General features: G+C 40.2%; 8 protein-coding genes. All 8 read left to right on the top strand.

Annotated elements, in window-relative coordinates; genetic code table 11:
- Positions 1–229 precede the first annotated feature (229 nt).
- The 8 genes from AC1DNH_RS08925 to AC1DNH_RS08890 all read left to right on the top strand — a co-directional run bounded on the left by AC1DNH_RS08925 (position 230) and on the right by AC1DNH_RS08890 (position 14888).
- Complete coding sequence (locus AC1DNH_RS08925) at positions 230–970, top strand: GntR family transcriptional regulator (RefSeq protein ID WP_477610217.1); 741 nt, start codon at positions 230–232, stop codon at positions 968–970.
- Position 971: 1 nt separating this feature from the next.
- Complete coding sequence (locus AC1DNH_RS08920) at positions 972–3647, top strand: ROK family protein (protein ID WP_477610215.1); 2676 nt, start codon at positions 972–974, stop codon at positions 3645–3647.
- A gap of 45 nt (positions 3648–3692) precedes the next feature.
- Complete coding sequence (locus AC1DNH_RS08915; RefSeq protein ID WP_477580817.1) at positions 3693–5081, top strand: sugar porter family MFS transporter; 1389 nt, start codon at positions 3693–3695, stop codon at positions 5079–5081.
- 3 nt (positions 5082–5084) lie between these two features.
- Positions 5085–5900 (top strand): sugar phosphate isomerase/epimerase family protein, encoded by an 816-nt coding sequence (locus tag AC1DNH_RS08910; RefSeq protein ID WP_477580819.1) that lies wholly within the window; start codon positions 5085–5087, stop codon positions 5898–5900.
- A gap of 53 nt (positions 5901–5953) precedes the next feature.
- Positions 5954–8629: a glycoside hydrolase family 38 N-terminal domain-containing protein gene (locus AC1DNH_RS08905; RefSeq protein ID WP_477580821.1), complete on the top strand. Its 2676-nt coding sequence runs from the start codon at positions 5954–5956 to the stop codon at positions 8627–8629.
- A gap of 114 nt (positions 8630–8743) precedes the next feature.
- Positions 8744–9709 carry a phytanoyl-CoA dioxygenase family protein gene (locus tag AC1DNH_RS08900; RefSeq protein ID WP_477580823.1) on the top strand — a complete coding sequence of 322 codons (966 nt, stop codon included), beginning with the start codon at positions 8744–8746 and terminating at the stop codon, positions 9707–9709.
- A gap of 65 nt (positions 9710–9774) precedes the next feature.
- Positions 9775–12429 (top strand): glycoside hydrolase family 38 N-terminal domain-containing protein, encoded by a 2655-nt coding sequence (locus AC1DNH_RS08895; RefSeq protein ID WP_477609020.1) that lies wholly within the window; start codon positions 9775–9777, stop codon positions 12427–12429.
- A gap of 14 nt (positions 12430–12443) precedes the next feature.
- Positions 12444–14888 (top strand): bifunctional YncE family protein/alkaline phosphatase family protein, encoded by a 2445-nt coding sequence (locus AC1DNH_RS08890; RefSeq protein ID WP_477625318.1) that lies wholly within the window; start codon positions 12444–12446, stop codon positions 14886–14888.
- Positions 14889–14893: the final 5 nt, after the last annotated feature.

The following is a 14893-nucleotide window of genomic DNA, read 5'->3' as shown; positions in this document are numbered from 1 at the left end:
AACCTTGTCTGATAGTTATTTTTACAATTTAATAATCGAACTCAGGTTATAAAGTATTCAGGATAGAAGCTTCGTAAAGATTTTCCTGAAGGAGCTTCTTTCTATTCCATTAATGTGCCATAAGGCTTGCTTATCATATTCAAAGCCAATGAAAAAAATATTTTAAGTAGTTTAATTTTTTTTATTGAAATATGGTGAAATATTATAATTTTGTAATATGTATGAACATATGAACAAAATATCTCAGTTGGATCATGATAGTAAAATACCCCTGCATTTTCAGGCAGAGGAGCAATTGAGAAAATTAATTCAGCTTCCTGAGTTTGCTAATGGAGAACTATTTCCAAAAGAAACGGATTTGGCCATGCGATGGGGAATATCGAGAAATACACTTCGGCAGGCCATTAATAATCTGGTAAACGAAGGTTTACTGGAGCGGAAAAAGAGAGTTGGAACAAGGGTTACGCAAGGAAAAATAACCACTAACCTCACCAACTGGATGAGTTTTACGCATGAAATGGAAGATATGGGATTGATTTTTAAAAATCTCGTACTCGATGTGCAGAAAAAAAAGGCTAGCGAAGAAGTATCAAAATATCTGCAGATAGAGGTCGATACCGATGTAATCTGCCTTAAACGTATCCGCAGTATTGATGATGGTCCCATGGTCTGTTTCGAATCATATTTTCATCCCCGTATCGGGCTTTCTAAAGATGAAGACTTTAAAAAGCCTTTATACGATTTGCTGGATATGGACCACAATATTGTTCCAATGTACTCACAGGAAGAAATAAAAGCGATAGCAGCTACAGAAGAAATAGCCGGTTTGCTTGGAATAAAAAAAGGGTTACCTGTGTTGGAAAGAAAAAGATTGGTGCTCGATGCAGGCAGAAAACCCATAGAGTACAATATCTGCTATTACCGCAACGATTGGTTTACTTATAGTATTGAGATTAAGCGTTCGGTGTAAAATGGCAAACAATAAAAAAATTGGGATCGACGTAGGAGGAAGTCACGTCACGGTAAGTGCGATAGATGTAAATAACCCATTGCTGGCATCTTTGCGGCTGGTAAGAAAGGATCTCGATGCTTTGGATACAGGTTTTAATATTGTAGCCACTATTGGTAATGGGATTAGAGAAGTGCTGGAAGAAGGAATTACGCCCGATGCTGTTGGAATTGCTTTTCCCGGACCTTTTGATTATGAGAAAGGTGTTAGTACCATAGCAGGTGTAGGTGGAAAATTTGAACAGACATTCGGAATTCATTTGCAGCAGGCCCTGGCAGATTTTACCGGCCTAAGCAATACGCCGTTTGTTTTTTCAAACGATGCACATTGTTTTGCTGAGGGGACCTATAACCGCTACCAACTGAATAGTAAAAAGACAGTTTTTTTAACACTGGGAACTGGTTTTGGCTCTGCCTTTATGGAAAATGGAGCCTTGCTTACTAGCGATCCCTCATTACCGGTTTCGGGCGCTTTTTACGATGAGCCTTTTCTCGATGCCAAAGCCGATGATTATTTTTCGGTGCGCTGGTTTTTAAATGAATACAAAACATTATGTGGTAAACAGGCAGCATCTGTAAAAGATATAGCATTAATGAACACAGATCTTTCACGTTCTATTTTCGAGCGATTCGGCACCAACCTCGGCGCTTTTTTACAGACCTGGTTAGCGCGGTTCGGATGTGATGAACTGGTTATTGGCGGCAACATTGCAAAAGCCAGTTCACTGTTTGTTACGCCACTGAAAGAAAGCTTAAAACACCTGAATAAAACAATAAAAATTACTTTCTGCGGTGATACCGAAGAATGCATCTTAAGGGGAGCCGCGGTTATTGCGGGCAAAAAAACAAATATTTACATGGATACTGATCAGAAATTAAAAAGAGAAACAAGTCAACCCGTTTTACCCTTAAGTGCTATTGTAGCTAACGGTCCGGGTTATAATGTTTTTCCATCATTTCATTCAGACGCTCAGGTTTACGCTGGTTTTGATACGCTGGCCGATAAAATAGATCAGGAGAAAACGATCATCATTGATGGTTTTGAAGGCGTTTTATGGGAGGATTTCAGGACACAGTTACATGCATGTTTGCTTTCGAAAAACAGAAAAGTATTCTGGTACGATATCAATTCTTGCCTCAAACCTACTCAGGAGATCGAAGCGATGGTGAGTGCCAATTTAAATGGTGCCGATCCGGTTTTTGGAGATAAATACCAGGGCGGTCTGTCTGATTTTTTTGATGTGCAAAAATTGAAGATGTTACAGCCCGATCCATCTGTTGATCTGTGCATTCTCTATGGAACGGGCGCCGGACTGGCCAATTGGAAAGGGCCATTGTTATATGTAGACCTGCCCAAAAATGAAATTCAATATAGGATGAGGGCCGGTGTGGCGAAAAATATCGGCTGTACAGATCGCGCTGATAATACCCAGATGTATAAACGGGCATATTTTGTGGATTGGCCTGTGTTGAACAAACATAAACAGCAGTTGCTTTCCAAAATGGATATAATTGTTGATGAACAGCGCACGACTGAAATTACATGGATGCATGGTGATGATTTTAGGAATACTTTGCACAAAATGCTCGAACAGCCGCTTCGCGCAAGGCCTTGGTTTGAAGCGGGCATTTGGGGCGGGAACTGGATGAAAAAGCATATCAAAGGACTTAATCAGGAAGAAATAAACTACGCCTGGTCTTTTGAACTGATCACTCCCGAAAATGGAATTGTTATCGAAGGTAATCACTATCTACTCGAAGTCTCATTCGATTTTCTGTTGTTTTATAATAATACGAAACTTTTAGGAAAAGCAGCCCCAAGGTTTGGAACTGAATTCCCGATCCGTTTTGATTTTCTAGATACCTATGATGGCGGAAATCTTTCGATTCAATGCCATCCGCGTACGGCCTATATCAAAGAGAATTTTGGTGAAAATTTTACACAGGATGAAACCTATTACATTCTCGATTGTGAACCCGACGCCGAAGTTTATCTGGGTTTTCAGGAAGATATTAATCCTGAAGAGTTTAAAACTGCTTTACTGGATGCACAAAACCAGGGCATTAAAATGGATGCCGAAAAATACGTGCAGAAATTTAATGCACAAAAACACGATCTGTTTCTCATTCCAAATGGAACGGTCCATGCATCTGGAAAGAATAATATGGTGCTGGAGATCAGCAGTACGCCATACATTTTCACTTTCAAAATGTACGATTGGTTGCGATTGGGCTTAAACGGTAAACCTAGACCCATTAATATAGAACACGCTTTTAAGAATCTTTATTTCGATCGAAAGGGCGATTACGTTCCGCAAGAGCTAATTTCTAAACAACAGGTATCAACCGAATGGAATGGAGGAAGGAAAGTATCACTTTCAACACATAAGGAGCATTTTTACGCGGTAGACCGATATGAGTTTGTTGGAGAAACAGTTATTGCCACAAATGGACAATGCCACATCTGCATGCTGGTTGAAGGTGAATCGATAGCGGTGATTGTCGGTGATAAAACCAGTCAGTTCAGTTATGCTGAAACATTTGTAATACCTGCAGCAGTAACAGAATATACTGTTCGGTACTCAGGAACGCAAAAAGCCTTTTTGGTAGTTGCCTATGTAAAAGAAGATTGTTGTTGAACCTAACCAAATAACTAAATAAAAACAGCCAAATAACCAAACATTATGAGAAAACAAGAAACAAATTATTTTATCTTCCTGATAACGCTTATTGCAGCATTAGGAGGTTTTTTATTCGGTTTTGATATGGCCGTCGTCAGCGGTATTATCGAGCCTTTAAAGTCGCAGTATGGATTGTCATCCGCACAGGAGGGACTGTTTGTGTCATGCGCTTTGCTGGGCTGTATTGTCGGAGTATCCTTTTCGGGTTACCTCAGCGATAAAGTTGGGAGAAGAAAGGTATTGTTTGTCTCCGCCATATTATTTTTAATCAGTGCCATTGGTTTCGCATTTTCAGAAGCCTATCCTGTATTAATTTTCTTCCGCGTTTTGGCCGGTATGGGAGTTGGTGTGGCCTCTAATGTATCTCCACTTTATATTTCTGAAGTAGCACCTTCGCAAAAAAGAGGTCGTTTAGTCGTTTTTTATCAGCTGGCCATTACCATAGGAATTTTAGCGGCTTACATCAGTAATTTATTTTTGCAACGTTACGCCACAGCCAATGCAGGTGCCGGCGAGGGCGTGCTGCACTGGTTATTTGTTGAAAACGTTTGGCGCGGAATGTTTATCGTTGGGGTTATTCCGGCAGCAGCATTTTGTTTGTTGTTGTTAATCGTGCCCGAAAGCCCGCGCTGGCTGGTACAATACGGCAGAAATGAAGAGGCTTTAAACACCCTAATTAAAATAAACGGAAGCGAAACAGGTCGTTTAGAACTCGATTCCATTAAAGAAATGGCCAGTCAAAAATCTGGCGGTTATAAAGAATTGATGCGTTTGCCCTTAAGTAAACTGTTGGCACTGGCAACCATTCTTACAGCCTTATCGCAGTTCAGCGGAATTAACGGGGTGATTTTTTATGGTCCTACCATTTTAAAATCAGCAGGTATTGTTACCAGCGATGCCTTATTTTATCAGGTAATTTTGGGATCGGCCAATGTGCTTTTTACATTTATCGCCATTTCAAAAGTAGATACCTGGGGACGCAGACCCTTATATATCATCGGCTCATTGTGTGCAGCAGGGGCTTTGGCTTTAACAGGGGTTTGCTTTTTAATGAATATCACCGGGTGGTTCATGTTATTTAGTATTATTCTGTTTCTACTATTCTTTGCATTCTCGCTAGGGCCATTAAAATTTGTCATCTCCACAGAAATATTCCCCACCCACATCAGAGGAACAGCTTTGTCGATGTGTATTATGACCATGTGGGTTTCAGATTGGGTTGTAAACATGTTATTCCCCATTATGAGAGATGGGTTGGGTATCGCAACCACCTTTTTTATCTTCTCTTTCTTCTGTATCCTTTCCTTTTTGTATGCCAAGAAGAAATTGTTTGAAACCAAAGGCAAAAGCCTGGAAGAAATTGAAAAAGCCTGGAATTCAGAAATAAAATAGATCATGAAAGTACAATTCTATTACCCACGCTGGGGTTCCGAAAATATCAATTGGGATGAGTTTTGCCGAAAGGTAAAAGCGGCAGGATACGATGGTGTTGAGGCTCCTGTTTCTGAAAATTCAGATGAGCAAAGTATAATGATAACTGCACTGAAAAAACATAGTCTGTTTTTGATTGCGCAATATTACCAATCTTTCGAAAAGGATTTTGAAGCACATAAAGCGAGTTATACAAAATATTTACGCTTTTATGCTTCGGTAAAACCAGTAAAAATAAATACACAAACGGGGAAAGATTATTTCAGTTTTGAGCAGAATGCCGAACTGTTTGCTATTGCCAATGCAATTACCCAGGAAACCGGAATTACGATTTGCCATGAAACGCACCGTAACAAAGCATTGTTTGCAGCACATGTAACACATGATTTTTTAAAAAGACTTCCGGATTTAAAAATAACAGCCGATTTTTCTCATTGGTGTAATGTAGCCGAAAGTTTATTGGAAGATCAGCAGGAGGCGCTTGCACTGGCATGTAAACAGGTAGAGCATCTCCATTCAAGAGTAGGCCATTCGCAGAGTGCACAGGTAATAGATCCGCGCTTGCCAGAGTTTACAACCGAATTGAATGTTCATTTGAACTGGTGGGATGCCATTGTAAAAGCATATCAGGATGGTAAACAGGAGGTGTTAACAATTACCACTGAATTTGGTCCTGCTCCATATATGGTGCATTTACCCACAACCAATATGCCAGTAGCCAATCAGTGGGATATCAATTTGTATATGATGCAGTTACTGAAAGAGAGATATTGTAAATAAGAAGGGCATGTTCTTAAATTATAAAATGTGTTTGATATAACAGTTAAGCTTTTATGAAACAAAAAATACAGATGCTTTTTGTTGTGATGTTATTCACAACAATCGCAGTTGCTCAAGATCAGAAGAAAAATAATCAGGAAATTTCGAAGGTAACGGATGTGTGGGTGGTATTTAAAACCCACTTTGATTTAGGCTTCACTGATCTGCCCGAAAATGTTTTTAAACGTTACCGGGAAGAGATGATGGATAAAGCTTTAGGTGTAATAGAAAAAAACACAACCCAGCCCAAAGAAAAGCAATTTGCATGGACGGTTCCTGGCTGGCCATTACAGGCTCAGATATTGGGCCCTTTGCAAGATGCTGATCGTAAAGCAAGGATAGGAAAAGCGATCAAAGATGGGACAATTGTGGTACACGGACTTCCATTTACCACCCATACCGAATCATTGGATTATGAAGATCTGGTCCGCGGACTTGGTTATTCATCACAAATTAACAGAACTTACGGACTTCCACTAACCATCAGCGCGAAAATGACTGATGTGCCAAGCCATTCCTGGGTATTGCCTACTTTACTGAATCATGCAGGCATAAAATTCTTGCAATTAGGCTGTAATCCGGCAAGCCAGTACCCAAGATTTCCTGAGCTTTTCTGGTGGGAAGGTGCCGATGGCTCGAAGATATTGTGTAACTACACGGCTTTGTACGGTTCTGATATTAAACCCACCAAAAATTGGCCAAGCAGGAATTATCTGGCCATGCAAATGACCGGAGATAACCACGGGCCACCCTCTGAGAAAGAAATTGATAAATTGTTAACCTATGCAAAAAAGGAGATGCCGGGAGTGAGAATCCATTTCGGAACCCTTGACGATTTTGCAAAAGCAGTTTTGGCTGAAAACCCCAAGCTGCCTACGGTTAAAGGCGATACGCCAGATACCTGGATTCAGGGATTACTTTCAAATCCGCAGGAAACAAAGATTGCACGAAATATACGTCCATTAGAATCAGTGCTCGATGGACTACATACACAAATGGGAATTTGGGGTATAGCAAGTGGATCTATTTCCGGAAAACTTGCAAAATCTTACGAACAAAGCCTGTTGTATGCCGAACATACATGGGGTATGAATGCAGAGTATGGCCCGCGTTACAGTTATGGTGATGATTGGAAAAAATGGTTGGCAGAAGCTGAAGCAGAACCTATTCCCGAAAATGGCGATTATTCGAAACTAAAAAATAGCGATTCGAGAAATACAAAACTAGGAAGTAAAAGAAAATGGTTGAATTCGTACGACAAAAAACGTGAGTATATCCTGAATACAAACAAAATTGTAGGGGATGAATTAAAAGCTCACCTTAATCTGCTTGCAAAGTCGGTAAATGTAGCTGGAAAACGTTTAGTCGTTTATAATCCCTTACCCTGGAAAAGATCAGCGATCATTGAAAACCCATGGGAAAAGGGCAAATCTTTTTATGTTAAAGAAATAGAAGCCTCTGGTTATGTTTCTTATGCTCAAAATGATTTAAAAGAATTAACCCTTACAAGTGATACGCAATCTTCGTTTAGTACACCTTATTTTAAGATTATTTTCGACTTAAACAGGGGTGGGATAGCTTCATTGATAGAAAAAAAGACAGGCCGAGAATTAGTTGATCAATCATCAAAATATGCCATCGGTCAGTTTCTGCATGAACGCTTCAGTACAAAGGAAGTAGATCAATGGTTTAATGCCTACAGCAGGGTAAAAGACGGTTGGGGCTTAAATGATCTCGGTAAACCTGGAATGATCAATGCTGAAAAAGCGCCCTATTTAACTTTTACACCAAATGATTGGAAAATTTCTGTGTCTCATTCAGATATTGAAGATGTTGCAACTTTAACTGCTGTTGATCCTAAAGGTTTTGCTAAACATTATACCTTAACATTTACTTTTCCACGTAATTCGGCTTACGTAGATGTAGAATGGTTTGTTGATGGTAAAACACCTGATAAACAGCCAGAAGGAGGCTGGCTTTGTTTCCCATTCGCGGTTAAGCAGCCTACCTTTACAGTTGGTCGTTTGGGTGGCCCGGTAAATCCTGCCACAGACATTATTCAGGGAACCAACAAATATTTGATGGCCGTAAATTCCGGTGTTTCAATTACTGCATCAGATAAATCTGGGGTTGCGCTATCTCCAATGGATTCTCCATTGATTAGCCTGGGAGAACCAGGTTTATGGAAGTTTTCTTTAGATCATGAACCTAAAATACCATCGGTATTTGTCAATGTTTACAATAACATGTGGAATACCAATTTTCCATTATGGCAAGAGGGTACATGGAGTGAAAAAGTTCGTATATGGGCAGTTGATAAGCAGACCTCAACGGTACCAAACCTGGTTCAAAACTCATGGGAAGCCCGTTTGCCATTGTTGACAGGAATTGCTGAAGGAGAAGCAGGGAAATTGGCGGGGAAAAAGGATGGCTTGGCTATTTCACGTGGTAGTGTGCTGGTAACTGCTTTTGGCGAAAATCCCGATGGAAACGGAACTGTTTTGCGGCTGTGGGAGCAGGGAGGCCTTTCGGGAAATGTTACCGTCACTTTGCCCAAAGGATCAGCTTATACTAAAGCCACGCCGGTAAATCTTCGTGGTGAAGTAAAAGGAAAACAACTTTCCGTTTCCAATAGCAAACTCACTTTTCCATTGAACAGATATGCTCCTGCCAGCTTTATACTGAAATAAAAGCAGGCCGATATATAAGTATAAAAACAAAAAAAGCTGAGACATCATGTCTACTAAAAGAAGATGTTTTAAATCAAATAATAACTTTTTTATAAAGCTTTAAAAACAACGATTATGGGAAATTTAATTTTTTCTGAAGATTTAGCCGATTATAGCCATCCGATCAGTACCATGTTTGTCCAGCCACAGACGGCAAAGGAGTGGGAACAATACATGTTAACCGAAGAACAGATTGCTTCTTTTAAAAAGGATGGTTTTGTTAAAGGGATTAAAATTCTATCTGAAGAACAGGTAGATCTGCTCAATGCAGAACTTGTAAAATTACAATCATTAAGCGAAGAAAATAAAAAACTATTTTACCACTATGAAAGCAATGAATCCGAAGACCCTAACAAAGTACTCTTTCATGCAATCGGTGCCTGGCGTTTAACATCAGGATTTCATGATTTGTTATGGGCGCCTGCATTTCGCATGGCAGCTTACCAATTGTTGGGTCAGTCTTTTAGGATTTTTCACGACCAGCTGTTCTGCAAGCCTGCTAAACACGGCGGGGTAGTGGCATGGCACCAGGATTTTTCCTACTGGACATTTACCAAACCCATGCACCACCTCACCTGTTGGATCGGATTGGATGATGCCAATACCGAAAACGGTTGCCTCTACTTTGTTCCGGGAAGCCACAACTGGGGTTTACTTCCTATTACCGGGTTAACCGGAGATATGGATGCCGTAAGAGAAATATTAAATCAAGAACAATTGGAGGCCTTTGAAAAGCGGGTACCTAACGAACTGCCAAAAGGTTTTGCCAGTTTTCATCATCCGCTTACCATGCATGGCTCTTATGCCAATACTTCCGACCGGCCGAGAAGGGCAACAGTCCTAAATACAATGAGTTACCATACGCTTGGAAACACGGCGGGCTATCATAGACAAGAAGCCCTAAGCAGCTTTCCTCCAATGCCTCAGGATCAACAGCTTGATGGGAAGTTTTTTCCCCTTTTATTTGATGGAGATAAGGAATTAGATGCTTTCGGAAAAACAATCCCTAAAGTCGATTATAAGAAGTTGTACGATTTGTAATAGTAAATAATTCGAGCGATTCCTGTCCCCTTAAAAATGAAATTTCTAACCAAATCATAAAAAAAATGAAACATTTCGTTTTTGCTTTATTCATGCTTTTACTTGTAAGTACTTGCGTGGTTGGGCAAACAAACACTAGCGTAAAAGAAGTAATTGTTGTATTTAAAACACATTTTGATATTGGTTATACCGATTGGTCAGACAACGTTCGCTACAATTACGCTAATTCGATGATCACAAGTGCTTTGAATACCGTTGATCAGTCAAAAGATTTGCCAAAAGACCAACAATTTAAATGGACGATTTCAGGCTGGCCGATGAAAGAAATCCTTGCAAAAGCAACACCTGATGTTAAAACAAGAGTTGAAAAAGCCATAAAAGATGGGCGCTTTTTTGTTCATGCCCTGCCTTTTTCTATGGAAACCGAATCTAGTGATTTAGAACCGCTGGTACAATCGTTGGGATATGCTTCAAAAATAAGCAAAGAAGCAGGTTTGCCGCTACCAATAGATGCGAAAATGTCAGATGTGCCAAGCCATTCCTGGATTATGCCTACCCTGTTGAATAATGCAGGAGTTAAATTTCTGCATATTGGCTGCAATCCCGCATCAAGATCACCAGAAGTTCCCTTATTGTTCTGGTGGGAAGGTCCCGACAAATCAAAGTTGATGACTTTTTACTATGGTGAATATTACGGAACAAGTCCTGCGCCTCCAAAAGACTGGACGCATAAAACCTGGTTGGCTATCGTTCAGACTAATGACAACAGCGGCGCGCCAACTTACAAAGAATTTAGGGAAGCAGTAGCCAATATTGAAAAACTAAATCCGGGTGCAAAAGTGCGCGTAGGCAGTATGGCCGATTTTTACACCACAATTGCCAAAGAAAAACCAAAGCTGATTACCGTAAGAGGCGACATGCCTGATACCTGGATTCATGGTTATATGTCGATGCCGCGTGAAATGAAATCGAGTAGGGCCCTGAGCAAATCGACTTTAAATCTGGAAGCATTCAGTACCCTTTCTGCTATCTGGGGAAGAAAACCAGAAGAACCCATCAATACAATCGTTGATCAGTCATTAGAGAATATTAACCTTTTTGATGAACATACCTGGGGTTTGGCAATGAGCCACGGCAATTCTGGTTATTGGGCCTATGGCAATGAGTTTGAAAAACTACGCGCAAAAGGATACTATGACGCAATTGAGTATTCCTGGAAAGAGAAAGGGAATTATATTACTGGTTCAGAAAAACTAATTCTTCCAACTTTTAACAGAGAGATGAAGCGTTTGGCTGCTGCTGTAAATGTAGCAGGAAACCGTATCGTGGTTTACAACCCACTTCCATGGGAACGTAATGATTTAGTAACCCTTCAAACTGGCACAAATTTCAAAAAGACGTTGAAAAATGTAGCTACAGGGGAGCTGGTTCCGATTGTCAGAAATAAAAATATTCTTCAGTTCCAGGCCAATCGTATCCCGGCGATGGGTTACAGTACTTTCGTTTCATCTGATGAGGAAGCAGTAATTCCAAAATCGAATCTTTCACTGGATACGGAAAACGCAATGATGGAGAACGAATTTTTTAAAATCACCTTCGACAAACAAAGTGGTACGATCAAATCGTTGATTGACAAAAAATCGAAGAAAGAGATGGTTAATGAGAATTCGGAATACAAATTCGGACAGTACATGAACGAACATTTTTCAAAAGTTCAAACCGACAAGTATGCTAAAGATTATATTAAGGCAGGTTGGAACTGGGCATATTCTGAATTGGGCCGGATCAATCTTGATAATACGCCGTACAAAAAAACATCTGGTAAAAATGCAGCGATCAAATTTTCGAAAGATGCCTTATCGGTTACCGCTACAGTGACTTTCAAAGGGGATGCCGATCTGAATCACAATTATACGATGGTTTTTACCTTGTATGAAAATAAACCCGTTGTAGAGGTGATCTGGAGCATCAATGGTAAACCGGCAGAGGCCTGGCCTGAAGGCGGTTGGATTAGTTTTCCTTTCAATATCGAAAAACCAAAGTTTAAACTGGGCAGGCTCGGTGCGGTAATAGATCCAACAACCGATTTTGTAAAGGGTACGAATTTAGATTATGGTTTTATCAATACAGGAGTAGCCGTTTTAGATAAAAACAGTCAAGGGTTTGGACTTACTTCTCCTGATGTACCAGGTGTAAGTCTGGACCGTCCGGGGTTATGGAAATATTCAACCGATTTTGTTCCAAAAGAAGGAAATGTATTCTTCAATCTGTACAACAATCAGTGGAGTACGAATTTTACTGAATGGGTGGAAGGTTCGTGGAGTGCTAAATTTTATATCTGGAGCATCGATCGCTATGCTGATGGGAATTCTATCGTTATCCCTTCTGAAGAATTCAGAAATCCATTAATGGTAGGCTATACAGGCGGTGATGCAGGAAATCAAACAAGTAGTTCAAAAGGGATTTCAGTATCGGAAAAAGGAATTTTAGTGACCTTCTTTGGAAAAAACAGGGATGGTGAAGGTGATGTAATCCGTTTATGGGAACAAAATGGTAAAGCAGGTGCCTGTACCGTTAGCCTACCGCTCAACAGCAAATATAAACTGGCACAACCCTGTAATTTAAGGGGAGAAAAAATAGGAAAGGAAATTCCAATCAGGAACAATACGTTCGAAGTTAAGCTGAATGCCAATCAGCCTGCTTCATTTATTTTATTATAGATAAAAACAACGAAATGGATAAACCCATCAAGCGAATTTTTCTGGCGATTCTAATTCCTGTTTTTTTTACACTGAATTTGAAGGCACAAAACGCTGAACAAACTGTTTCAAAGAGTATTTTACTGCCCAATGGTTGGGGAATTACCAATGTGGGGCGATCCCTACCATTGGGCGATTTACCATTGAATATTGCGGTCAGCAAATCTGGAAAGCTGATTGCTATTACCAATAACGGTTTAGGAAAACAATATATTCAATTGATTGACCCAAAAGCGGAACGCCAATTGGATAGTGTTATTGTTCCGTCAAGCTGGTATGGGTTGAAGTTTAGCGAAAACGATAAAAAGTTATATGTTTCAGGTGGAAATGACAACGTCATTCTGCAGTACAAGATAGTTAATGACAAACTCAAACTGGCCGACACGATCATTTTGGGCAAAAAATGGCCTACACGTATTTCGCCAGCTGGAATCGATATCGATGAGAAAAAACGATTGCTTTATGTGGTTACCAAAGAGAATAATTCACTTTATGTGATTGATCTTGAGACCAAAAAGATAAAAAAACAACTTCCATTGAAGGGTGAAGGTTACACTTGTGTTTTAAGCCCGGATGCAAAAGAACTCTATGTGAGTTGTTGGGGGTGTGGAAAATTATTGGTTTTTGATACCATCAAAGAAGAGTTTGCCGCCTCAATTGCTGTTGGAAGCCATCCAAACGAAATTCTGCTTTCAAAAAAAGGCGCTTTCCTTTTTGTGGCCAATTCCGATGATAATTCCGTTTCTGTGATTGATAGAAAGAGCCGAAAGGTAATTGAGACACTTAATGCGGCATTGTTTCCAAATGCACCAGCGGGTTCAACCACTAATGGGCTTGCACTGAGCAAGGATGGAAAGCAGCTTTACATTGCCAATGCCGACAATAACTGCCTGGCTGTTTTTGACGTTTCTGAGCCGGGAGAAAGTAAATCACTTGGGTTTATTCCAACAGGCTGGTATCCAACTAATGTGAAGCTGGTTGATCAAAAAATATTGGTGACCAACGGAAAAGGCTTTGTACCAATGACCAATCTTCAGGCACCAACGCCATATATGAAAGGGTATGATTTAAAATATAGAGCAGAAGATACTTCAAAACCAAAATCAGTACATTCTATTGGAGAGCTGTTTCAGGGAACGCTGAGTATTATCGATAAGCCTTCGATAGATTTACTGGCTGCCTACACGAAAATGGTCTATGAAAATTCGCCGTATTCAAAAGAAAAAGAATTGAAAGCGCATAATGACGTTGGAAATCCAGTCCCGATGAAAGTAGGTGATCCAAGCCCTATTAAGTACGTGTTCTATGTTGTGAAAGAGAATCGCACCTACGATCAAGTAATGGGTGATGTGAAAGAAGGGAATGGGGATCCGTCTCTGGTGATGTTCGGTGAAAAAATAACACCCAACCAACACAAATTAGCGAAAGATTTTGTGCTTCTTGATAATTTTTATGTCGATGCTGAAGTCAGTGCCGATGGACATAACTGGACATTGGGAGCTTATGCAACCGATTATCTTGAAAAAATATGGCCAACCTGTTATAGTCGTGCCTGGGACTATCCGGGAGAAGGCCGGAGAGCAATAGCCAATAACAAGGCTGGATTCATTTGGGATGCCTGTAAACGTGCTAATGTAAGTTTCAGGAACTATGGTGAATTTATGCTGGACAAAAAGCCTACGCTTCCGGTCTTGCAAAACAACTATTGCAAGACTTTCAATTCTTGGGACGAATTGGCGGAAAAAGACGTAAACCGTTTTGAGCAATGGAAAAAAGATTTCGATTCATTGGTTGCGATTAAACAAGTGCCACGTTTCAACACCATTCGTTTCCCAAATGACCATACAGAGGGTTTGAGGAAAGGACGGCCAACACCGAATGCACATGTTGCCGATAATGATTTGGCTACTGGTCTTCTAGTGGAATATTTGAGTAAAAGTCCAATTTGGAATGAATGCCTGGTTCTGATTGTCGAAGATGATGCGCAAAGCGGTACTGATCACGTCGATGCACACCGCAGTACGGCATTTTTGGCAGGACCATATGTGAAAAGAAATTTTATCGATCACACGATGTATTCCTCTACTTCCTTTCTGCGTACGATAGAACTGATTCTGGGCTTAGCGCCTTTGTCTCAACATGACGCCGGATCAACTCCATTGTGGAACAGTTTTACTGCAATTCCTGATTTTACCTCTTTTAAATCGGTGCCTTCAAATATTGACTTAAAAGAAGTGAATTTGGTAATGAACAAATGGCAGCAAAAATCAGACACTTATGATTTTTCGAAGGTTGATGCCGTGCCCGATTTGGAGTTTACCGAGTTACTTTGGTATGCCATTAAAGGAGACAAAATTGCTTGCCCCAGCCCACGTCGTGCGGCATTTGTAAGATTAAGTAATAAAAAAGATGATGATTAAAACCA

It is taken from the genome of Pedobacter sp. 01N310 (genome assembly GCF_056399805.1).
The sequence above is the reverse complement of the archived record's forward strand: the minus strand, read 5'-3'. Positions and strand labels throughout refer to the sequence as shown.

Excerpts from the sequence above, each read along its gene's own strand:
- AC1DNH_RS08915 (WP_477580817.1), top strand. The coding sequence starts at position 3,693 with ATGAGAAAACAAGAAACAAATTATTTTATCTTCCTGATAACGCTTATT.
- AC1DNH_RS08910 (WP_477580819.1), top strand. The coding sequence starts at position 5,085 with ATGAAAGTACAATTCTATTACCCACGCTGGGGTTCCGAAAATATCAAT.
- AC1DNH_RS08895 (WP_477609020.1), top strand. The coding sequence starts at position 9,775 with ATGAAACATTTCGTTTTTGCTTTATTCATGCTTTTACTTGTAAGTACT.
- AC1DNH_RS08920 (WP_477610215.1), top strand. The coding sequence starts at position 972 with ATGGCAAACAATAAAAAAATTGGGATCGACGTAGGAGGAAGTCACGTC.
- AC1DNH_RS08900 (WP_477580823.1), top strand. The coding sequence starts at position 8,744 with ATGGGAAATTTAATTTTTTCTGAAGATTTAGCCGATTATAGCCATCCG.
- AC1DNH_RS08890 (WP_477625318.1), top strand. The coding sequence starts at position 12,444 with ATGGATAAACCCATCAAGCGAATTTTTCTGGCGATTCTAATTCCTGTT.
- AC1DNH_RS08925 (WP_477610217.1), top strand. The coding sequence starts at position 230 with ATGAACAAAATATCTCAGTTGGATCATGATAGTAAAATACCCCTGCAT.
- AC1DNH_RS08905 (WP_477580821.1), top strand. The coding sequence starts at position 5,954 with ATGAAACAAAAAATACAGATGCTTTTTGTTGTGATGTTATTCACAACA.